At 70.9% G+C, this 20,107-nt stretch carries 19 protein-coding genes; 6 read left to right on the top strand and 13 right to left on the bottom strand.

Going from position 1 to position 20,107, the window contains the following annotated elements; all coding sequences use genetic code 11:
• Positions 1-47: 47 nt before the first annotated feature.
• A complete protein-coding gene (locus ACLIME_RS09220; protein ID WP_411558735.1) occupies positions 48-1,685 on the bottom strand; it encodes a sensor histidine kinase in 1,638 nt (545 codons plus the stop codon).
• A gap of 158 nt (positions 1,686-1,843) precedes the next feature.
• Here ACLIME_RS09220 and ACLIME_RS09215 point away from each other — a divergent pair, with 158 nt between their 5' ends.
• Positions 1,844-2,518: a suppressor of fused domain protein gene (locus ACLIME_RS09215; protein ID WP_411558734.1), complete on the top strand. Its 675-nt coding sequence runs from the start codon at positions 1,844-1,846 to the stop codon at positions 2,516-2,518.
• Positions 2,519-2,579: 61 nt separating this feature from the next.
• Positions 2,580-3,155, top strand: coding sequence for a hypothetical protein (locus ACLIME_RS09210; protein ID WP_411558733.1), 576 nt, complete (start codon positions 2,580-2,582; stop codon positions 3,153-3,155).
• Between the two features lie 93 nt (positions 3,156-3,248).
• Here the strand turns inward: ACLIME_RS09210 and ACLIME_RS09205 are convergent, their stop codons facing one another.
• Positions 3,249-3,803 carry a GNAT family N-acetyltransferase gene (locus ACLIME_RS09205; protein WP_411558732.1) on the bottom strand — a complete coding sequence of 185 codons (555 nt, stop codon included), beginning with the start codon at positions 3,801-3,803 and terminating at the stop codon, positions 3,249-3,251.
• Positions 3,804-3,918: 115 nt separating this feature from the next.
• Between ACLIME_RS09205 and ACLIME_RS09200 the strand changes: the two genes are divergently transcribed.
• Positions 3,919-4,434, top strand: a complete 516-nt coding sequence (locus ACLIME_RS09200) for a hypothetical protein (protein WP_411558731.1) — start codon at positions 3,919-3,921, stop codon at positions 4,432-4,434.
• A 53-nt stretch (positions 4,435-4,487) separates the two neighbouring features.
• Here the strand turns inward: ACLIME_RS09200 and ACLIME_RS09195 are convergent, their stop codons facing one another.
• Positions 4,488-5,603, bottom strand: a complete 1,116-nt coding sequence (locus ACLIME_RS09195; protein ID WP_411558730.1) for a hypothetical protein — start codon at positions 5,601-5,603, stop codon at positions 4,488-4,490.
• A 93-nt stretch (positions 5,604-5,696) separates the two neighbouring features.
• Between ACLIME_RS09195 and ACLIME_RS09190 the strand changes: the two genes are divergently transcribed.
• Positions 5,697-6,326: an isochorismatase family protein gene (locus ACLIME_RS09190; protein WP_411558729.1), complete on the top strand. Its 630-nt coding sequence runs from the start codon at positions 5,697-5,699 to the stop codon at positions 6,324-6,326.
• Here ACLIME_RS09190 and ACLIME_RS09185 read toward each other — a convergent pair.
• The 7 genes from ACLIME_RS09185 to ACLIME_RS09155 are packed head-to-tail and all read right to left on the bottom strand — an operon-like array spanning position 6,323 to position 13,073.
• Positions 6,323-7,849 (bottom strand): ABC transporter substrate-binding protein, encoded by a 1,527-nt coding sequence (locus ACLIME_RS09185; RefSeq protein WP_411558728.1) that lies wholly within the window; start codon positions 7,847-7,849, stop codon positions 6,323-6,325. The two genes, ACLIME_RS09190 and ACLIME_RS09185, sit on opposite strands and share 4 nt — an antisense overlap.
• 55 nt (positions 7,850-7,904) lie before the next feature.
• Positions 7,905-8,777 (bottom strand): MurR/RpiR family transcriptional regulator, encoded by an 873-nt coding sequence (locus ACLIME_RS09180; RefSeq protein ID WP_411558727.1) that lies wholly within the window; start codon positions 8,775-8,777, stop codon positions 7,905-7,907.
• Positions 8,758-9,633 carry a phosphonate ABC transporter, permease protein PhnE gene (gene phnE, locus ACLIME_RS09175; protein WP_411558726.1) on the bottom strand — a complete coding sequence of 292 codons (876 nt, stop codon included), beginning with the start codon at positions 9,631-9,633 and terminating at the stop codon, positions 8,758-8,760. The genes ACLIME_RS09180 and phnE (ACLIME_RS09175) overlap by 20 nt, the downstream gene beginning before the upstream one ends.
• Positions 9,630-10,463, bottom strand: coding sequence for a phosphonate ABC transporter, permease protein PhnE (gene phnE, locus ACLIME_RS09170; protein WP_411558725.1), 834 nt, complete (start codon positions 10,461-10,463; stop codon positions 9,630-9,632). Before phnE (ACLIME_RS09170) ends, phnE (ACLIME_RS09175) begins: the two co-directional genes overlap by 4 nt.
• Positions 10,460-11,284, bottom strand: coding sequence for a phosphonate ABC transporter ATP-binding protein (gene phnC / locus ACLIME_RS09165; protein WP_411558724.1), 825 nt, complete (start codon positions 11,282-11,284; stop codon positions 10,460-10,462). Before phnC ends, phnE (ACLIME_RS09170) begins: the two co-directional genes overlap by 4 nt.
• 39 nt (positions 11,285-11,323) lie before the next feature.
• Positions 11,324-12,334 (bottom strand): phosphate/phosphite/phosphonate ABC transporter substrate-binding protein, encoded by a 1,011-nt coding sequence (phnD, locus tag ACLIME_RS09160; RefSeq protein WP_086474191.1) that lies wholly within the window; start codon positions 12,332-12,334, stop codon positions 11,324-11,326.
• A 31-nt stretch (positions 12,335-12,365) separates the two neighbouring features.
• Positions 12,366-13,073, bottom strand: coding sequence for an HAD family hydrolase (locus ACLIME_RS09155; RefSeq protein WP_411558723.1), 708 nt, complete (start codon positions 13,071-13,073; stop codon positions 12,366-12,368).
• A 150-nt stretch (positions 13,074-13,223) separates the two neighbouring features.
• Between ACLIME_RS09155 and ACLIME_RS09150 the strand changes: the two genes are divergently transcribed.
• Positions 13,224-13,841, top strand: a complete 618-nt coding sequence (locus ACLIME_RS09150) for an amino acid deaminase (RefSeq protein WP_411558722.1) — start codon at positions 13,224-13,226, stop codon at positions 13,839-13,841.
• A gap of 6 nt (positions 13,842-13,847) precedes the next feature.
• Here the strand turns inward: ACLIME_RS09150 and ACLIME_RS09145 are convergent, their stop codons facing one another.
• Together ACLIME_RS09145 and ACLIME_RS09140 are read right to left on the bottom strand one after the other, a co-directional pair.
• Positions 13,848-14,408, bottom strand: coding sequence for a hypothetical protein (locus ACLIME_RS09145; protein WP_411558721.1), 561 nt, complete (start codon positions 14,406-14,408; stop codon positions 13,848-13,850).
• Between the two features lie 83 nt (positions 14,409-14,491).
• The gene (locus tag ACLIME_RS09140) at positions 14,492-17,611 is read right to left on the bottom strand and encodes a hypothetical protein (protein ID WP_411558720.1); all 3,120 of its coding nucleotides are present in this window, start codon (positions 17,609-17,611) and stop codon (positions 14,492-14,494) included.
• Between the two features lie 175 nt (positions 17,612-17,786).
• Here ACLIME_RS09140 and ACLIME_RS09135 point away from each other — a divergent pair, with 175 nt between their 5' ends.
• A complete protein-coding gene (locus ACLIME_RS09135; RefSeq protein WP_411558719.1) occupies positions 17,787-19,418 on the top strand; it encodes a LuxR C-terminal-related transcriptional regulator in 1,632 nt (543 codons plus the stop codon).
• A 34-nt stretch (positions 19,419-19,452) separates the two neighbouring features.
• Here the strand turns inward: ACLIME_RS09135 and ACLIME_RS09130 are convergent, their stop codons facing one another.
• Positions 19,453-20,019, bottom strand: coding sequence for a DUF2231 domain-containing protein (locus tag ACLIME_RS09130; protein WP_411558718.1), 567 nt, complete (start codon positions 20,017-20,019; stop codon positions 19,453-19,455).
• Positions 20,020-20,107: the final 88 nt, after the last annotated feature.

The raw sequence follows: 20,107 nt of genomic DNA, 5'->3' as shown, positions 1-20,107 counted from the left end.
TCCGACGAGAGCGACGACCCCGGCGCGCTGACACCTCGTCGGCGGTGTCAGCCGGCCGAGCGGTTCCGGCGGGCCAGCGGGAGGCGGACGATGAAGGTCGTACCGGGGTCTCCGGTGGCGAACGCCTCGATCGTGCCACGGTGCGCCTGCGCGATGGATCTGGCGATGGTGAGTCCGAGACCCGAACCACGGATCGTCTCCTCGCGCACGTTCCCGGCCCGGTGGAACCGTTCGAAGACCCGGGCGAGTTCGTCCGTCGGGATGCCGATCCCCGTGTCGGTGACGCGGATGACCGCATCCACACCGTCCGAGCGCACGCTCAGGAAGATCTCGCCGGCACGGGTGTAGGTCACCGCGTTGTCGAGCATGATCGAGAGCAACTCGCGGAGGCGTGCTCGATCGCCGACGAGCTGCAGCGTCGGCACGGCAGCCGTGCGCAGATCCACGCCGTCGGGCAGGCCGAGTCGTCGTCGCTCGTCGGCCGCCTCGAGGACGATGGCGCTCAGGTCGACGGGTTCGTCGGTGATCTCCAGGTGGGGTGCGCTCGCTGCGAGGAACTGTTCAGCCAGGCGCCCGAGATGATCGGCGCTCCGGCGGATGACGGTGAGCTGGGCCTGCACCCGGGGCGCGACGTCCGCGTCGTCCTCGAGCATGTCGAGGTACCCGAGGATGCTCGTGAGCGGTGTCCGGAGTTCGTGGCTGAGGCTCGTGAGCGACTCGGTGCGCATCCGGACGGCTTCGGTGAGCTCGGTCACGTCCTGTCCGACCAGGAGTGCTCCGTTCGGTTCGCCGTCCGCGCCACTGACCGGTCGGCCGTTCGCGACGAGGGCTCGTTGCTTGCCGGGAGGCCCCACCCAGTAGAAGAAGTCGCGGACGTCCTGTCCGTCGAGGACCCGCACGACCGGTTGGTCCTCCGTCGCCAGCGGGGTGACGCCGTCCGCCGCCCAGATGAAACGGGCGCCCCCGGTCGACGCGTCGTAGCCGGCCAGCGCCGCGAGTTCCACAGCGAGCCGGTTGTTGAGGATCTGGTCTCCGTGCTCGTCGAAGAAGACCAGCCCGACGTTCACCTCGTCGGCGACGGTGCGGAGCATCACGGCCAGCCTGTTCTGCCGCTCCAAAGCTTCGACCTTCGCCTCGCCCTCGGCCCGCACGCTCGCCTGAGCGCGTTCGAACCGCTGCGACTGCAGGCCGACAGCGATGATGACCAGCACCAGCAGCAGGGTGAGCGCGACGAGATCACTCTGGTCCTGCGCGCTCTCGGGACCCTCGCCGTACAGCAGGCTGGGCAGCCAGATGACGAGCACGCTCCCCACGAGAGCGAGGACGACGCCGAGGCGCCCGAAGCTGTAGGACAGCCAGAGCACCGGGAAGGCGAGTAGCACGATCGATGCGCCGAGGACGGGGGACACCGCATGGTTCACGAGTCCCACGACGGCGAGGTCGGCGCTGACGAGGGTGAGCGCCCACGGGCGCGCGATCCGCTCCCACGGAAGCGCGAGTGTCGCGGCGAGCGCGAGTCCCATCACGGCCCAAGCCAGTTGGAGCTCGGTGACCCGGAGGACGGCCGGGCTGGTGATGCCGACGATCGCCGTGACGATCCCCACCCCAAGCGCCAGCGGCCCCTGACTCCGGCTCAACAGGCCGAACCGGGGGTGGCGCTCCGTGCCTTCGATCCAGCGTGGCATCGGGCCTCCCAGGTGTCCCGCCCGGTGTCGGGCCAGTTCACTGTATCGCCGCCGTGATCGATGGCGGCTCCCTTGATCCGCCCTCATCCGACGGCCTATGTGCTGGACGCGTCCGCCTCCGTGGCCGCGTCCGAGCGACCGATGCCTACACTCGTCGCATGGGCTTCTTCCGACGCAAATCCCAGCAGCCACCGATGTCACCCGCCGCGAGCGAGCCGGAGCCCGCCAAGGCTGCCGACCTCGACGACCTCGACGAGCGGGGATGGGACGCCGTCACGCAGGCGGTGTCGCAGCACTATCCGGGTGCCCGCGAGTTCCATGTCGCCTACTCGCCCGGACTGCACTTCGGGTCCGCCCTGCAGGGGTGTTCGGCATTGCCGGGCCCCGACCACTGGTTCTACGTCACCTACGGGCTCACCGAGCTGTGGGGCAAGGACTCCGACGATCCGACGACCAGCGGTTTCGGGTACGAGCTCACGATGCGCGTGCGCCGGTCACCGGCCGACGAGACGCCGCCCCAGTGGCCGTACCGCGCGCTGATCGTCCTCGCGCAGTATGTGCGCAGTGGGCCGCAGGAGTTGTGGCTCGGGGACCGGATCCGGCTCGCCGACGGCGTGACCGACGATCCCGACGGCACCCTCACGACCCTCGCCGTCACCGCTGACCCGGTGGTCACCCCCATCGAGACGCCGAACGGCCGGGTCGCCTTCTGGCAGGCCGTCGCGCTGACCGACGCGGACGTCGAGGAGGCGAAACGGTCGACGACGGACGAGGTGCTGGAGCGTCTGGCGGTCGACGACCCGCTCCTGATCATCCATCCGGAGCGCCACTGAGTCCTCAGGCGAACCGCGTCAGGCGAACCGCGTCAGGCGTGCTCGCTCATCGTCCACGACGGTGAGGGCGAGTTCGCAGAACATCGAGTGGACGATCGAGCTGTCGAAGGCGTTCGCGACGGACTCGGGGCGTCAGGTGCGGCTGCAGGAGGTCGGTGCTCCGTCGATGAACCTGGCGGACACCGAGATGCCGGAGTTCGCGGCCCGGACGGTGGAGGCCGCGCTCTCCTCGCCCGGTCTGTGCGGGATCACCTGGTGGTGCTCGCACGACGTGTCCCGGTCGCTCGGCGACTACAAGGACCTCGAGTACTCGCTCGGCCTGCTCGACGTGGACAACGCGGTCAAGCCGCTCGGCCGTCGCTTCGCCGAGCTCGTCGCGGACGCGCGCGGCAGCGCGAGGGACCGGGTGCTCGCACGCACGGTCGGCGTCGTCGTCGAGGTCGACGACCACGATCTCCCGATCGCTCGGGCCGACCTGGCACCGGGTGGCGTCGTGTTCGAGCGTTGGCACGAGCTGCGTCGACAGGGCGAGCCCGTCACGGTCGTGACGTCTCGGACCGCGGCGGATCCGGCTTCGCTGGCGAAGCGTGGCATCACCGACGTACACGCCGTCCCCAGCGCGGGATCTGCGAGGTGACGGGGACCGACGGCTGAGGCGTGGCGAGGGGGGTCAGGTCGGCACGCTCACGGGCCCGGCCGCGATCGCGATCGGGTGAGCCAGTTGACCGCCTCAGCCGCGGTCGCTCGCCAACAGGCCGAAGACGACCGTGTCGGTCCACTCGCCCTTGCTCCACCAGTTCTGCCGGAGGTGGGCCTCGTGCCGCATGCCGACCCGGTCCGCGAGCCGCGCCGACGTCGTGTTCCGCCCGTCCAGCTGTGCAGCGACCCGGTGCATCCCGGGGGTGCTGAACGCGAGGTCGAGTACGGCACCGACGGCCTCGCTCGCGAACCCCTTGCCGCCGTGCGCCGGGTCGAGGACCCAGCCGATCTCGGCGACGCCCCGCTCATGGTCGGTGTACCAGAGCAGGACCTCGCCCACCGGCACACCCTCGTGCTCGACGATGAGTGCGAGCGCACGCGCCGGGCTGTCCAGGCCGGTGCGCTGAAGCCGCTCGGCACTCTTCGTCCGTGCGACCTCCTCCGTCCACGGCTCGTCGAGGAGGTAGGTGGCGACGTCCGGGCGCGAGTAGACCGTGAGCAACCAGGAGACGTCCGACGGTTCGTGCAGGCGGAGGACGAGTCGGTCGGTGGACAGCGGGAACGTCGTGGGAAGGGAGGTACTCACGTCGATCAACGATACGAGATCACGCTCCGGACCGCGCCGCGGACCTTCCGGACCGCGCGCGGGTGCGGCAACATGGATGGCGCCGACTCGCAGACCGATGAAGGGGACCTCGTTCATGACCGCACCGCACCGCAGCCGACTCGCCCTCGTCTGGGGCTCCGCCCTCCTCGTCGCCGGCCTCCTCGCCGGATGCTCTGCACCGTCCAGCGGGGACCGGGACTCCGCGGCGTCGTCGTCGGCTTCTCCCACGGCGACCGTCGACGTTGCGGACGGGTCCGCCGACTACACGGCGTTCTGCGCGGCCAACCGGGCGGCGGCGACCGCGAAGTCGGGCACCGTCGGCGAGGACCTCGAGGCCGTGCAGGCGCAGGTCACGACGATCCGCGACCTCCTGCCGCTGGACGGCGTGAGCGCCGAGGTCGCAGCCGGCGCCGAGGTCTTCGCGACCGCCGCTGAGGAGACCGCAGCGATCCTCGCCGAGTTCCCGGCCGACAGCCTCGTCTCCGACGTCGGGCTCGACCCGAGGTTCACCGAGTCGCAGGCCGTGCAGAGCGCCGCGACCGACCCGGACTACCAGGCGTTCATCGCCTGGACCATCCAGACCTGCGGATTCGACACCGCCGGCGAGTGAGCCCGACCCGATCGTGACGGTCGTGCCGCTCGTCGCGAGCGTCGGTCACTCCGCTACTGGTCCTGCGCGATGATCGCCTCCGCGACCGTCTGTGCTCCGTCGCCGGAGCTGACGGCGAAGAACCACACGCCGAGGGAAAAGTAGAGCGGCGAACGCGGACCGTCCGAACGACGAGCGACGAGCGCGGATTCGCCGTCCATCGCGCCCTGGAGCGTGATGGGCTGGAGCGCGCCAGCGATGTCGGGCTGGGCTGCCAGCTCGTCGATGATCGGTGCACCGTTCTGCACCGCCAGGATGTCGGTGTACCCGAAGCCCTCCGCGAAGAGTTCGCAGCTGAACGCACCGACTCGGGCGCTCGCCGCATCCTCCAGATCGCCGATCGGCTGTGCCCGCGGATCGATGACGGTGTAGGTGGTGGTGGCCTCGCCATATTGCAGTGCGGAGACGATCCCGGCCTCGTCCAGCCCGCCGTCGCAGGTCGCGTCGCCCTCGCGCGGCGCGAGCGCGGGCCAGGCGAGCTGCGCCTCGGAGGCGGGCTCCACCGTCGTGAACGTGGTCTCCGCCGCCGTGGCGAGGTTGTCGAGGACCTCGCCCGCCGGCGTCCCCTCGAACCGGCTGCCGATGGAGGTCAGTCCGGAGGCGGTGATCGACAGCTCGACCCAGGCCGAGCCGACGGGCGCCGACACGCGCCACCCGGTCTCGCCCGACGAGGTGGTCGCCTCGACACCGGCGATCGTCCTCGTGTCCTCGGACGGTGTGTCGCCGGCGTAGGGCGGCGCCCAGTCGTCGGCAGCGCCCGGCAGGATCTCGATCGAGAGGTAGGCCCAGTCGCCCGCTCCATCGCCGATCATCTGCTGGCCGGCGCCCACCCGCCAGGAGCAGGCGAGCCCGCCGGCCGCCGTCAGGACGGCCAGATCCACGGCATCGGACGGCTGCACGGCCTCGACGACGTCAGCCGGTTCAGCAGCGAGGACGCCGGCGACGGTGTCGAGCGATGCGAGGTCGCTGCACGCGAGGAGGTCGGCCGACGCCGGGGTGCTCGGTGCATCGGAGGTCGGCGACGCGTTCGGCGTCGCGGACGATCCGCACGCCGACGCCGACAGCACCACCATCACGGCGAGCCCCGCGCTGATCCCGACCGACCGCATCCCCGCACCCCTGATCCCCATGCGCCGAGACTATCGGTGGCGCGCGTCGTCCGCTTCCGAGGGAGGATGGAGACGGCGTCGTGCCGATGCCATCACCGAACCGAGGAGTTCCCTGTGACCACGACCCGCCGCGCCCTGATCCTGATCGACGTCCAGCAGGAGTACTTCGCGGGTCCGCTCGCGATCCAGTACCCGCCGCGCGAGGAGTCGATCCTGCGGATCGCGACCGCCATCGACGCGGCGACGGCCGCAGGAATCCCGGTCGCTGTCGTCCAGCACTCATCAGGTAGCGGGGCTCCGGTCTTCGACCCGGACACGAGCGCGTTCGAGCTCCACCCCGAGGTCGCCCGCCGCGCGCAGCCGTCGTGGAAGCCGGTCGTGAAGGAGTACGGCTCGGTCTTCGCCGGGACGGACCTCGAGGCGTGGCTGCGCGATCAGGGCGCGGACACCGTCACGCTCGTCGGGTACATGACGAACAACTGCGTCATCGCGTCCGCGGCGGGCGCCGAGGAACTCGGCATCGAGGTGGAAGTGCTCTCCGACGCGACCGGTGCGATCAACCTCGAGAACGCGGCCGGGTCCGTCGACGCGAAGACGGTGCACACGACCCTCATGGCGCTGCTCGACTCGAACTTCGCCGCGGTCGCGACGACGGCCACCTGGACGCAGGCCCTCACGGACGGCACGGCGCTGCCGAAGGACGACCTGGTGTCCTCCGCCACGCGCGGTGCGGGTCGCGGCTAGCCTCCCGCCGACGATCGGTCGGTGACGGCGACGTCCCGGAGGTCGAGGTGCTCGCTGACGAAGTCGGTGGGGAAGCCGGTGACCCCGTCGCGCACGACGGTGAGGGAGATCCCGGTGTAGAGCCAGTCTGCGGCGTGGTCCTTCGAGACCAGCGCTGCGGCTTCGCGGAGTCGTTCGTCCGCGACCGCGGGGTCGGTCGCAGCCCTGGCCTCGGCGACCAACGACTGCACCGTCGGATTGTCGTAGCCGAAGTAGTAGTCCGGGTCCGCCCAGTGCTGGACGTCGCGTGCCTCGACATGGTTCACGAGACTGAGGTCGTAGTCGTGGTTCGTGTAGACGTCGTTCAACCACGTGGGGAACTCGACGCTGTCGACCGTGAGGGTGACGCCGATGGCCTTGAACTGCGACACCAGGACGTTGGTGGCGGCGGTGCCGTAGTGGTTCGGGACGGTGAGCGTGAGCGCGAGGTCCTCCTGGCCGGCCTGGGCGAGGAGCGCCTTCGCAGCCTCAGGGTCGTAGCTCACGACGTCACTGAGGTCCTCGTAGCCGGGGTCGAGCTCCGGGATCGGTCCGTACTGCAGGGCCGCGGCGCCGCCGACCGCCTCGACGATGGCAGCGTGGTCGATGGCCGTGCGGAGCGCCTGCCGGACGAGGGGGTCGTCGAGCGGTGCGCGCTGGTTGTTGAAGGCGAGGGTGTACTTGTCGGTCGTCCTCCCCTCGACGATCGTCAGGCCGTCGGCACGCTCGACCTGGTCCCGCAGATTCGCGTCGAGACCGATCTGCACGTCGACCTCGCCCGCGAGGGTCGCGTTGACGGCCGAGGATGCATCGGGGATGTAGCTGAAGACGACCTCCTTCACCTTCGGAGCGTCACCCCAGTAGTCGTCGTTCCGCTCGACGGTGATGCTGTCGCCCTGCTTCCACGACGTGAGGGTGAACGGGCCGGTGCCGTTCGCCGTCGTCGACAGGTCGTTGTCCGCCCCGGCCTGGAGGACGAGTCCCGCACGACCCGTCAGCGCCCACAGCAGGTCGGAGTCGGGGGAGCTGAGCTGCAACCGGACGGTGCGGTCGTCGACCGCCGTGACGGTCTGGAGCTGCGCCAGGTCGAGGTGGTCGACGAACGCCGCGTTCTGCTGCACCTGCGTGAGCGAGTCGACCACGTCGGCCGCGGTGAGCGGAGCGCCGTCGTGGAAGGTCACGCCGTCGCGGAGGACGAAGGTGTAGGTGAGCCCGTCGGCACTGACCTCGTGGCGCTCGGCGAGGGTGTCGACGATCTCGTTGTCCGTCGTGCGCGAGACCAGCCCCTGGTAGACGTTGTCGATGAGGACCTGCTCGAGTGCGACGCCGGAGGTCGTGCGGATGTTCAGGTCCGACGGCTCGAGGACGAGGCCCACGCGGAGTGTCGCGTCGGTGTCCGCGGTCGGCGTCGTCGCCGGGCCAGCGCAGCCGGTGAGGACGAGGAGTGAACCGGTGGCCGCGATCACGGCGGTGAGGAGGTGACGACGCAGTCGGTGACGGGGCATGGGGAACATTCTCGCGGATCCCGGCACCGGCCCGAGCCGGTCGGCCTGAGCCGGGTCAGTCGGAGGCGTCGTCCGACAGCGAGCCGCTGATGACGGCGAGCGTCGCCGACTGGGCGCGCTGCGCACGATCGCCCCGTCGGCCCACGAGCAGACCGACCACGGACTCCGTCACGAGCATGATGGCCGCCCGGGAGGTGTGCACGAGTTCGTCCCGGAAGGTCGCGTCGATGGGAGCGACCACGAGCGCGACATCGGCGAGTTCGGCGACGGCCGAGCGCGGGAAGGAGGTGATCGCGAGGACGGTCGCGCCACTCGCCCGAGCTGCCGCGGCCACGTCGACGGACGCCCGGTTCGCACCCGAGCCCGACAGGACCAGACACGCCGCGCCCGGGCCGAGGTGGGTGGCGGCGATCTGCTGCCCGAGCGTGTCGGGCAGGTACTCGGCCGGCCGGCCGGCCGAGATGAGCCGCATCGCCAGATCGGAACCGAGCGGTGAGGAGAGTCCGTTCGCCGCGATGAGCAGTCTCGGCGCCTCGTCGAGCACACGGACGAACCGTTCGAGCGTCTCCTCCGTCATCGCCGACGTCGTCTGGCCGAGGCGTCCGGCGAAGTGGTCGATGGCCCCGCGGAGGGTGCCGAGCATCGTGTGGTCGCCATCGTCGCGGGCGGTCGGTGTGCCGAGCGCGACCTCGCGGGTGAGGGCGACCCGCAGCTGCGGGTAGCCCTCGTACCCGAGCGACTGCGCGGTGCGGATGACGGTGGCGCGGCCGACGCCGGCGAGGTCGGCGACCTCTTGGGCGGTGCGCTCGATGCTCGCCTCGATGTCTTCGGCCACCGTCTCGGCCACCCGGCGTTCGCTCGGCTGGAGCGACGGCGCGAGCATCGCGATCCTGGCCGTCGGCGGGGCGTCAGCGGACCCTGTCCACATTGCGGCTCCTCGTCGTGCGGGCGGGAAGGGCGGTACGGGTGGTGCGGGCGATGCCGGGGCCCCGGGTGATCCGGCGTCGGATGGCACCCGAGATCGCGTCCATCGTCATGGTCACGACGACCACCACGATCAGTAGCATCCCGACTGTATCCCACTGGCGATAGTTGGTGTAGTTCGCCAGCATGCTGCCGATCCCGCCCGCTCCGACGAGCCCGAGGACCGCCGAGGTGCGGATGTTGATCTCGAACCGGTAGAGCGCGAGCGACAGCAGTGCAGGGGCGGCGGCAGGCCAGAGCGCCCAGCGCGTCACCTCGGCGGTACCGCCACCGGCCGCGCGGACGGCCTCCGAGGCACCCTCCTGCACGGACTCGATCGTCTCGTAGACCCACTTCCCCTGGGTGCCGATGCCGGCGATCCCGAGGGCCAGCGCGCCCGTGAACGGAGTCAGCCCGGTGATCGTGAGCAGGATGAGGGCGATGATCACCTCCGGGACCGCGCGGATGACGGCGAACACCCCGCGCAGCGGCAGCCGCACCCAGACCGGCCCGACCGACCCTGCGGCGAGCATGCCGAGCGGGATCGACACGAGGACGCAGAGGATCGCGCCGATCCAGGCCATCGAGATCGACCGCCACATCTCGGTGAGGGCCCGCGGCAGCTTCTCCCAGTTCGGGCTCTCGAACATGAGCCCGCCGAAGTGCACGAGCTGCGCCGGGACGGTGCCGAGGTCGCGCCAGTCGAGCGGCAGGCCGGCGGTCGCGGCGATGACGACGATCCCGACGGCGACGGCCGCGAGGGTCGGGACGAGTCGCGAGGGACGGCGGGGGAGCAACGTGTTCGGATCGTTCGCGGTCATACGAGTCGCCTCCGCAGCAGGTTGGACGTGACCTCGATGAGCACGACGACGACGAGGATCTCGAGGACGATCACCGAGACGTCGTCGTAGGCGTAGAACGCCCGCCGTTCGTCGAGCAGCCGACCGATGCCGCCGGCGCCGACGATGCCGAGGATGGCGGAGATGCGGACGTTGAGCTCCAGGGTGTACAGCCACTGGTTCGCGAACAGCGGCCAGACCTGCGGGAGGACGGTGACGCGGTTGATCTGCGTCTGCGTCCCACCGGCGGCCTTGCCGGCCTCGATGTACGGGTGGTCGGCGGAGTCGATCGCCTCCGAGACGAGTTTGACGATGATGCCGAGGTCGAAGAGGAAGAGCGTCAGGAGGCCGGGCAGCGCACCGACGCCGACCATGGCGACGAGGATGGTCGCATAGACGAGGTCGGGCACCGCTCGGATGACGTTGAAGATCGCGCGCAGGATGCGACGCGACAGGCCGTTCGGGTTCGTCGGGGCCGCCGCCCACAGCGTCAGCGGGACGGACAGCAACGCCGCGGCCACCGCACCCACGAGCGCCATCTGGAGCGTCTCGAGCATGGGTTGCACCGTGCGCGGCAGGAAGGCGAAGTCGGGTTGGAAGAGCTGGAGGAGCAGACCGGAACCGTTGTCCCAGTGGGAGACGAGCGCGCTGAAGTCGAGCTGCACGCCGCCGATCGCCGGGAGGCAGGTGGCGATCGTGAAGGCGGCCACGGCCCCGATGATGAGCGCGGTCCGCAGTCGGGTGCTCGGCCTGGGCGGGAGCTGCCAGTCGGTCCTGGACGGCGGCTTCGCGTCGGTCCTGGTCGCCGTCATCGGTCCAGCCGATCGTCGGGCTGGATGGGGCGACCGTAGATCCGCTCGAAGTCCGCCTCGGTCGCGTCGGATGCGGAGCCGTCGTAGACGAGTTCGCCGTCGCGGAGCCCGATCATGCGGGTCGTGTAGGTGCGAGCGAGGTCCATGAGGTGGATGTTCACGAGCACCGTGAGAGCCGTCTCGGTGTTCACGCGGCGCAGGTCGTTCATCACCGTGTGCGCGGTCGGCGGGTCGAGGCTCGCGACGGGCTCGTCGGCGAGCATGACGCTCGGCTGTTGCGTGAGGGCACGGGCGATCGCGACCCGCTGCTTCTGCCCGCCGGAGAGCTGCGCCGCGCGAGTCCAGACCTTGTCGAGCATGCCGACCGACTGGAGCGAGCGCAGGGCGAGCTCCCGGTCGGCGGCGGTCGTCAGGCCGAGGACGTTCCGGTACGTCGGGGTGCTGGCGAAACGGCCGACGAGCACGTTGCGGTACACGCTCGTCCGGTCGGCCAGGTTGAAGCCCTGGAAGATCATGCCGACGTGCCCGCGCAGACGACGGAGCTGCCGGCCGCGCAGACCGGTGACGGTGTGCGGCCCGACGGCGACGGTCCCGCTCGTCGCCGGCACGAGGCCGTTGATCGTGCGGATGAGCGTCGACTTGCCGGAGCCGGAGAGCCCCACGACGGAGACCATCTCCCCGGCGGCGATGTCGAGTGAGACGTTGCGGAGCGCCTTCGTGCCGTTCGGGTAGGTGACCGAGACGTCGTCGAGACGGATGGACCACGACGCGGAGGCCGCGAGCTGGGCTCGGGCCTCCGCGCGATGCTGATCAGTGTTCATGCACCGGATTCCTGGAGAGGGTCGATCGGTTGGAGCGGGTCAGTTCGAGAACTGGTCGAGGATCTCGCCGTAGCGGGTGATCTCGTCCGGTGCGGTCTTGTCGGTCCAGCCGGAGAGGCCGACGAGGTCGAACATGACCTTCTTCGCCGCATCGGAGGAGTCCGCGTAGCCCGCCATGAGCTTGGTGAGCTGCTTGGTGAGGTCGGCCGGGAGCGACTTCGAGACCGCGACGCCGCCGTTGGGGATCATCTCGGTGTAGGCGAACGCGACGACCTTGTCGGCGACGTCGGGCGCCTCCTTGAGGACGGTCGTGCGCGCGTCCCAGTAGCCGAACGAGACCTCGGCGTCGCCGTTGTAGACGGAGAGGACCGCGTTGTTGTTGCCCTCCACCGGGACCTGGGTGATGTCGGCGTCCGTGTCGATGCCGGCGTCACGCATCGCGACCACGGGGTACTGGTACCCGGCGGGCGAGGTCGCGGCCTGCAGGGCGACCTTGGTGCCCTTCGAGATCTTGTCGAGGGCCTTCAGCGCGGCCGGTCCTGCACCGGTCGCAGCGTCTGCGCCGGGCTCGATGCCGTTGCAGTACGAGAGCGGGGTGTCGCTCGCCGCGTAGGTGACCATGACCGGCGCTTCTGCGCAGTACTTGTCGGGGTTGTTCGTGTAGGCGACCGACGCGTACGAGGTCGCGCCGAAGCGGACATCGCGCAGGACGAGGTTCGCGTCGTAGCGCTCGGTCGCGTTGTAGAGCGAGCCGGCGTCGGTGATGATGACCTGTGCCTGGTCGCTGCCGAGGGCCTCGACGGTCGCGGCGTAGTCGGTCGCGACGACCCCGTTGACCTCGATGCCGAGGTTCTCCGACAGGTAGCTGGTGAGCGGGTCGAGGGCTTCGGCGAGGTCCTCGCCCTCCACCGACGGCACGAGCGAGATGGTGATGGAGTCGGGCCAGGACGCCGTGCCCGTGGCCGACGGGGAGGAGGCGGCGGGGCTGCAGCCGGCGAGGGCGAGGGCGGCGACGGCTGCGACGCCGGTGAGGAGCAGGGTCTTGCGCATGTTCGGGATGCCTTTCGAGGGTGGAGGGTGATCAGGAGGCGGACGGAGCGGGAGTGGAGGTCTGGGAGGCGTCGGGGTGGCGCGATGCGGCTGCGGCCCAGGCGATGATCTGGTCGTACAGGTCGGCGAGTGAACGCCCACGCATCGTGGCTGTGGCCGACGAGCGCTCGAAGGTCGCGCCGACGAGGGCGGTGTCGGCGCCCAGCTCGGCGGCGGGAGCGAGGTCGTTCTCGACGATGTCGCCGACGGCGAGGACGGGGCCGGCGGCGAGCGCGTCACGGATGAGCGGGACGAGGCCTGCCGGCTTCCCGACGGTGAAGTGCACGGCGTCGAACACCTCGGCGACGCCCCAGGACTGGAGGAGCGCCGTGATGCCGTCGCCGGGGGCGTTCGTCGCCAGGACGAGTCGGGCGTGGGTGCCCAGCGTCTCGAGGAACGCGGGCAGGTTCTCGGGAGAGTCGACCGCCGCTTCGCTCGAGCCGAGCAGCGCGCGGGAGTCGTCGTAGGACGCGCCGATGACGTCGGCACCGACGCCGGCTTCGCGGGCGATCCGGGTCACGGCGTCGTACCCGTCGCGGGCGTCGGTCTCGCCGGTCGTGAACGCGGCGAGGGCGGCCTCGGCGCGCATCGCGAATCCGGTGTCGCCGGTGCGCTCGGCGATGGCGCGGGCGAAGGCCGTGATCGGCCCGTCGCCGAGGGCGAGGGTGCCGTCGAAATCGAAGAGGATGGTGGGGGCCACAGGCGCTCCTTCTGAGCGTGTCGTTCACACGGCCGCTCCTGCGGACGCTGCGTCCATCATGGACGGCGAGTGTGGACGCAATCACCATGGCGGGTGAACGGCGGGTGAATTCACCGACGCACGAGCCGCCTATGCTGTGGTGCTGTGATGATGACGGAGCTCGCGGGACGAGCAGAGACCGAACCCTCGACCGTGCTCGAGGAGCACTCCTGGTTGGGTGCGGCGATCGACGAGGACACGGTGGCAGGCCGGTTCGCCTCGTGGGGTGCGTCGACCGTCATCGACGAGCACACGGGCGGGCCCGTGATCCCACGTGCGCTGTTCGAGGCGCTGCATGCGCGCGCCGGCCTCGCCGCGGCCTGGCCGGTCGGGAACGCCGGGCTCCTCCACGTCTACGGCTACCTGCTCTCGGCGGTCCCGACACCCTACGGGTTGAAACGCGACCGCTGGCTGGACGGAGCGCTCGCGCGCGCGTTCGGGCTCCCTGACGACGAATTCGTCCCATGGGCCCGTGCGTCATCCCTGCTGTCGCGGGTGACGGCGGCCGCGCAGGACCTGCTCGCACGACCGGTACGGATGGCCGACGGCCCGTCCGGTCGGATGGTTCTGGGGCTCGGCGAACCGACGGACACCGACGCCGTCGCGCTCGTGTACGGCATCGACGAGCGCCTGATAACGACCTTCCCGGTCGCCTCCGGTGCAGCGCTGCTGGAGGAGTGGGACGCCGACCCCGACCGCCTCCGGTGGAATGCTGCGGCTGCAGGCTGACGCGGATCAGGCGTCGGACGATCCTCGGCGGGCGTCCTGGCGACGCCCTGATCGCACGCCGGATCGGCGGAGGCGACCGGCGACGAGACCGGCCAGCTCCATGGCGAGGACGTAGCTCACGACGCGGACCGCGAGCAGCACGATGACGAGCACCGGTGAGACGAGGTCGGGCGAGATCACCGCGAAGGACAGCGCCCAGATCGCGACGCCACCGGCCGCAGCCGCAAGCCAGGTCGTCGTGCGGGCGGGGTGCCGTCGGCGGGCGAGCACCAGGTCGATCGCCGCCGCCGGGACGACGAGCGCGACGATGATCGCCGGGCCGAGGGCCGTGACGGGCAGCGCGAGGAGCCCGGTGACGGCTGCGGTGAGCACCGTCGCACCGGGGACGCCCGTCCAACGCCTGGCGAGCATCGGCATCACCATCGTGACGGCGGCGATCGCGGCGTAGAGCACGGGGTTGAGCACCGCGGCGGTCGACGTCAGCGGGCTGACGAGGAACAGGATGAGGGCACCGACGGCGCCGAAGGCCGCGCAGCGGAGCAGGGTCGTGGTGGTCGCGGTTCTCATGGCCTCAACAGGGTAGTGGTGGTGGAAGGACGACGGGCGGGCCGAGCCCGAAGGCTCGACCCGCCCGATCGGTCAGGTCCGGGTCAGCGCCCGGTGACGAGGCGGCGTCGGATGACGAGCCCGGTACCGAGCAGCAGCAGGATCGCCGCTCCGACCACCAGTGGTGCGACGGTCGTTCCGGTCGAGGCGAGCACCGGACCCGGCGTGCTCACGGTCGCCGTGGACGGGTCGGAGGTGAACGACTCGCCGCCCGGCGTCACGCCGGTCCCGAACGCGGTGTTGCGGATCGAGCCCGCGCTCAGGTCAGCCTGGGTGGCCGTGTAGGTCGCGGTGCAGACGACCTGGAGCCCGGGGGCGAGGAGCGCCGTGCCCGTCGGGCAGGTGATCGCGGACAGCGTGCCCGTGCCGGTGAAGTCACCTTCCTGGACCGCGACGTCACGCAGGGTGACGTTGCCGGTGTTCGTCACCTGGAACGAGTAGGTGATGACCTGTCCCGCGGTCGTGGCCCGCTCGACGTCGGCCGTCTTGACCACCGAGAGGCCGGGGACGGGCGGCGACGGGATCGTGACCTCGGACGGCGGCGAGACCGGCGGGACACCGTTCACGCTGTTCGGCGGCGTCGCCGTCGCGGTCGCCGAGTTCGTGATCAGACCCGCGTCGACGTCGGCCTGCACGACCGTGTAGGTGGCCTCGCAGGTGATCGTCGCGCCCGGTGCCAACGAAGCGGATTCGGCCGGGCAGACGACGTCGGACAGCTCGCCGGCGCCGGAGAACTCCCGTTCCACCACCGTCGGGTTCGTCAGCGTGACGTTCCCGGTGTTGGTGAGGAGGAAGGAGTAGGTGACGACCTGGCCGACCGCGAGGCCGTCCTGGGCCACCGCATCGGCCGACTTCACGACCGTGATGGCGGGTGTCGCCGGGAACGCGACGGTGGTCTCCGATGGCGGCGAGACCGGGGGAGTGCCGCCGTTCGGCGGAGTGCCGGTCGCGGTCGCGCTGTTCGTGACCGATCCCGCGTCGACGTCGGCCTGGGTCACCGTGTAGGTGGCCTCGCAGGTGACCGTCGCGGCGGGAGCGAGCGAGCCGGCCGCCGGCGGGCAGACGACCTGGGACAGCTCACCGGTGCCGGTGAAGTCGCCCTCGACGACCCCGACGTTCGTCAGCGTGACGTTGCCGGTGTTGGTGACGAGGAACGAGTAGGTGACGTCCTCGCCGGCGTTCGCGACTGTGGTCGGCGTCGCGGACTTCGCCACCGTGATGGCGGGCGCTGCGGGGAACTCGACCGTGGTCTCCGACGGCGGTGAGACCGGGGGAGTGCCGCCTGCCGGCGGGGTGCCGGTCGCGGTCGCCGAGTTGGTCACCGAGCCGGCGTCGACGTCGGCCTGCGTGACCGTGTAGCTCGCCTCGCAGGTGACGGTCGCCGCCGGGGCGAGCGAGCCGGCTGCGGCCGGGCACACCACGTCGGCGAGCTCGCCGGTGCCGGTGAACTCGCCCTCGATGATCGAGACGTCGGTCAGGGTGACGTTGCCGGTGTTGGTGACGAGGAACGAGTAGGTGACGTCCTCGCCGGCGTTCGCGACCGTCGTCGGCGTCGCCGACTTCGCGACGGTGAGCGCCGGGGCCTGGGCCACGCCCGGGATGGTGACCTCGGACGGCGGTGAGACCGGTGGCTGGCCCTGCGGCGGGGTCCCGGTCGCGGTGGCCGAATTGGAGACGGTCCCGGCATCGATGTCGGCCTGCGTCATCGTGTAGGTGGCCTCGCAGGTGACGGCCGCCGCGGGGGCGAGCGTCGCCGCTCCCGGCGGGCAGACGACGTCGGAGAGGTCACCGGTCCCGGTGAACGCGCCCTCGTCGACCTGGACGTCGGTGAGCGGCACGTTGCCGGTGTTGGTGACGAGGAAGGAGTAGGTGATCTCGTCACCGACGGCGTACTCCGCAGCAGCTGGTGACGCGGACTTCACGACGGTGATCGCGGGAGCCTGCGGCACGAACTCGACCGTGGCGTCGGCCGGCGGGTTGAGGCCCACGCTCGTGATGTTGTCGGGACCGTTCGTGAACGTCCCGGCGACGGGTGAGGTGACCTCGACGGTGACGGCGCAGGAGGTCATGCCCTGGCTGAGGTTCCCGGTGACGTCGATCGACGAGCCGCCCTCGGGCGCGGTGACCACACCCGACGGGCAGGTGGTCGAGGCGTCGCCGTCGGCGATCGTCAGGCCGGCGGGCAGCGCGTCCGTGAAGGACCAGCCGTTCTTCGCCGCGAGCTCGTCGGTGTTGGTGATCGTGAGGGTCAGCGTGGACGTCTCACCGGCGACGACGCTCGCCGGGCTGAACGACTTGTCCAGCTGCGGGGAGACGTCGAGCACCTGGATGTTGTCGAAGGCGTGGTCGTTGCCGGCCGTGCCGCCGCCGGTCAGGTTGCGGGCGACGATGCCGACGGTCGCCCCGGGGAGCAGGACGGCTCCCGGCGAGACGTAGGTGCCGACGCGGACGTTCTCCGCCCCGGCCGCACCGGTCGCCGGCGCGGTGACGGAGCGGGAACCGGCTGCGGTGCACCCGTTGACGGCACCGACGGAGTGCGCGTCGCCCTGGTCGTCGGTGAGGAAGAACTCGAGGACGGGCTGCTGCGACGCGTTGCAGGACACCGCGGCGAGGTCCACCGAGGTCGTGAGGAACCGGCCGGCGCTCGTGAGCGCGATCGGGTCGACGGTCGCGAACTCGACCGCGTTCGGCGGGTTCATGGTGAGGTTCTGCTGCGACGTCCAGGCGCTCACGGAGTGGTTGGCCGTGTCGCCGGCGCCGAGGGCCCAGGCGAGCTGCCGCGTGCGTCCTTCACCGGACGCCGATTCCGCGAAACACTGCGGCTCCGCTGACGAGGCGAAGCTCGTCACGTTGCCGTTGCACTGGGCGTGGTCGCGCCAGGAGGCGTCCGCGGTGTAGCGCGTGCCGTCGGCGCCGACGTAGTCCTCGATGTACGTCGGCGACGTCGCTCCGTTCTCGAAGTCCTCGGCGTAGACGATCGAGCCCGACTGCGGCGTCCCCGGCGTCCCGGGCAGCGCCTGCGCGCTCGAGCCGACCCCGACGAGCGAGAGCGCCGACAGGACGGTCACCCCGATGATCCCCATGGTCGCGCGAGCGGCGGACGGTGCCCCCCACCGGTTCCGCCACCGTGCGCGGTGACTCCTTCGACCCGTGTGCTGCTGCATGTGTGCTGCCTTCCCCGTGAAGCGGCGGTGCGCCCGCCGAAAACCTGGCCCCAGCTGAGGGGCCGAGGATCAGTAGAGCGGCAACCCCGACGCGGTCCGGGCGGATCGGCCAAAGACCACCCCGCATCCTGCCCCGGGTGTTCCCCGACAGGTGAGGGTCACCTAGGGTTGACCCGTGCACATCGGTCGGAATAGGTACTTTCCCTCCCTCGGGGCGGGGTTCCTCCACCCCACGGACGTCGCCCCGGTCACCCGTCTCCTCACCACGGCCATCCAGGAGGAGGACTGGGACACGGTCGTCTCGGTGATCGAGTACGAGTGGGGGATCCTCATGGCGCTCGACCTCGCGACGCTCGACCGTGCGCTGCAGGCGCTCCCGGCGCGCGTGCTCTCGAACCACCCCATCGTCTTCGCCGTCCGGGAGATCCGGCTCAACATCCGTGGGGAGACCGAGGCACTCGACCAGTCGGTGGGGCGGTTCCAGCTCCCGACCGATCCCGACGACCTCCGGGACCGAGCTCGCACCGAGCTCGCGCGCATCAGCCTGAGCGCATCGACGGCGTTCATGATCGCCTACCGCGTGCACGGTCGGCACCAGCGCGCGTTGCACTACGCGCGGATCACCGAGGAGCTCGCGCGGCGGGCCCGCGTGCACCGCCCGACCGAGTTCGCGCCCCGCGTCCCCACCGCCCTGTTGCAGGTGGGGATCACGAAACTGCTCGTAGGTGACCTCCATGAGGCGAGCCTCGTGCTCCGCGAGGCGTACGAGCTCCGACACGAGTCGTGGGACGGCCGGAACGGCGGTGACGCCTCCGGCAAGCTCGCCCTGCTCTACGCGGTGCGCGGCGAGATCGTGGAGGCGGACCGCTGGCTCGGACGCCACGACGACGGGGGCGGCGCGCACGGGTGGATGGTCCCGCTGGTCCAACTGTCGGGTGCCATCGCCCGGGCCTTGATCGCCATCGCCCGCGTCGACCGGGCGGCGGCGGAGGCGGCGCTCGCGACGCTCGAGCTCCAGGTCAACCGCGAGCGGTCCTGGGCGCCGTTCATCACCTACGCGCAAGCGCAGCACGCACTCCTCTGGGGCGATCGACGGGCGGCGCTGCAGCTCATCGAACGCACCCGCGTGTTCGCCGGTCGCAGCCTGCGTCATGCCGGGTCGGAGCGACTCCTCGACGCCGTGGAAGCGTCACTCCTCCTCGCCCTCGACCGTCCGACGGAGGCCAGCGTCCTCCTCGACGGCCGTGACCGGAACGCCCACACCGCGGCGGTCGCCTCGCGGCTCGCGCTCCTGACCGACCGCAAACCCCTCGCGCGGGAACTCGCCACCGCCGGGCTCGCAGAGGAGCACATCGACGCCGGTGCGCAGACGGAGCTGCTCATCACCTCGGCGCTCGCCGACGACTCGGACGAGGACGGTCGGCGGCATCTCCTGCAGGCGATCGCGACGACGGCGCGGACCGGGATGCTCACACCGTTCGTGGTCGCGCCGCGCAGGCCGCTTCGACACCTCCTCGGCACGATGTCGCCCAGCGAGACCCATGCGCGGATCGAGCGGACACTCGCCTCGAGTCCCGAGCCGACGCCGGAGACCGTGCAGCTCGTGGAGCTCACCGCCACCGAGCGCCGGATCCTCCAGCTCTCCGCGGAGGGTCGGACCCGGCAGGACATCGCGCAGGCGCTGTACGTGTCCGCGAACACGGTGAAGTTCCACTTCCGGAACGTCTACCGGAAGCTCGGGGTCGACTCCCGTGAGGACGCACTGGCCACCGCACGGCGGCTGGGACTGCTCCCGACCGAGCGGTGAACGTGGAGTGGGGCGGATCCGATGCGGGTCGCGCTCAGCGCGCCGGAAGCGCCTGCTTCGGCGAGTAGCCGCTGCGCTGGGTCTCCTCGTCGGCGACCCGCACGCCGTAGCGGTAGGTGAGCTCGCCGCCGAGCACGCCCGACAGCCCGACGAGGCCGTACCCGAGCACGCTGCACAGGACGCCTGCGACGCCCGCTCGGTGGTGCGGTGATCGGGCCCGGATGATCAGGCTGCCGGTGAACAGGGTGACCGCGGCGACGTTCGCCACGAGGTGGGTGAGGGCGATCCGTCGGGCGGGGGTGCCACGGTCGATGGTGCGCAGGTCCATGAGTCCGAGCGTCCCTGCTCCGGATGCGCCGACGAGACCGATCCCGACGAGCCAGGTCGCCCCGCGCGCGAACGACTTCGGATCGTCGACGAAGCGTGAGGCGAGGTCGAACACGAGGCTCGCCGTCCATGCACCGATCGGGATCGTGACGGCGACCGCATGGAGTGGGTGACCATACGGACCCGCGAGGATCGACGTCGGGCGCTTTGCCCGGCGCAGGCTCAGCTCGGTGCGTTCGATGGCAGTGGGGTCCAGCGTCTCGACGGTCGTCATAGGGGGACGCTACGCGTTCGAAGAACCTGGGCGTACACCTTGACGCCGCCGGACGATGCGTGGTTGCATCGGCCGGCGGCGTCGCACG

The sequence above is a fragment of the Plantibacter sp. MPB07 genome (assembly GCF_046619465.1).
In the GTDB taxonomy this organism is placed as follows: domain Bacteria; phylum Actinomycetota; class Actinomycetes; order Actinomycetales; family Microbacteriaceae; genus Plantibacter; species Plantibacter auratus.
Note: the sequence above shows the minus strand (reverse complement) of the source record. Positions and strands in the feature narration are given on the sequence as shown.

Excerpts from the sequence above, each read along its gene's own strand:
- ACLIME_RS09220 (WP_411558735.1), bottom strand. The coding sequence starts at position 1,685 with ATGCCACGCTGGATCGAAGGCACGGAGCGCCACCCCCGGTTCGGCCTG.
- ACLIME_RS09215 (WP_411558734.1), top strand. The coding sequence starts at position 1,844 with ATGGGCTTCTTCCGACGCAAATCCCAGCAGCCACCGATGTCACCCGCC.
- ACLIME_RS09200 (WP_411558731.1), top strand. The coding sequence starts at position 3,919 with ATGACCGCACCGCACCGCAGCCGACTCGCCCTCGTCTGGGGCTCCGCC.
- ACLIME_RS09195 (WP_411558730.1), bottom strand. The coding sequence starts at position 5,603 with ATGGGGATCAGGGGTGCGGGGATGCGGTCGGTCGGGATCAGCGCGGGG.
- ACLIME_RS09185 (WP_411558728.1), bottom strand. The coding sequence starts at position 7,849 with ATGCCCCGTCACCGACTGCGTCGTCACCTCCTCACCGCCGTGATCGCG.
- ACLIME_RS09180 (WP_411558727.1), bottom strand. The coding sequence starts at position 8,777 with ATGTGGACAGGGTCCGCTGACGCCCCGCCGACGGCCAGGATCGCGATG.
- phnE (WP_411558726.1), bottom strand. The coding sequence starts at position 9,633 with ATGACCGCGAACGATCCGAACACGTTGCTCCCCCGCCGTCCCTCGCGA.
- phnE (WP_411558725.1), bottom strand. The coding sequence starts at position 10,463 with ATGACGGCGACCAGGACCGACGCGAAGCCGCCGTCCAGGACCGACTGG.
- phnC (WP_411558724.1), bottom strand. The coding sequence starts at position 11,284 with ATGAACACTGATCAGCATCGCGCGGAGGCCCGAGCCCAGCTCGCGGCC.
- phnD (WP_086474191.1), bottom strand. The coding sequence starts at position 12,334 with ATGCGCAAGACCCTGCTCCTCACCGGCGTCGCAGCCGTCGCCGCCCTC.
- ACLIME_RS09150 (WP_411558722.1), top strand. The coding sequence starts at position 13,224 with ATGACGGAGCTCGCGGGACGAGCAGAGACCGAACCCTCGACCGTGCTC.
- ACLIME_RS09145 (WP_411558721.1), bottom strand. The coding sequence starts at position 14,408 with ATGAGAACCGCGACCACCACGACCCTGCTCCGCTGCGCGGCCTTCGGC.
- ACLIME_RS09140 (WP_411558720.1), bottom strand. The coding sequence starts at position 17,611 with ATGCAGCAGCACACGGGTCGAAGGAGTCACCGCGCACGGTGGCGGAAC.
- ACLIME_RS09130 (WP_411558718.1), bottom strand. The coding sequence starts at position 20,019 with ATGACGACCGTCGAGACGCTGGACCCCACTGCCATCGAACGCACCGAG.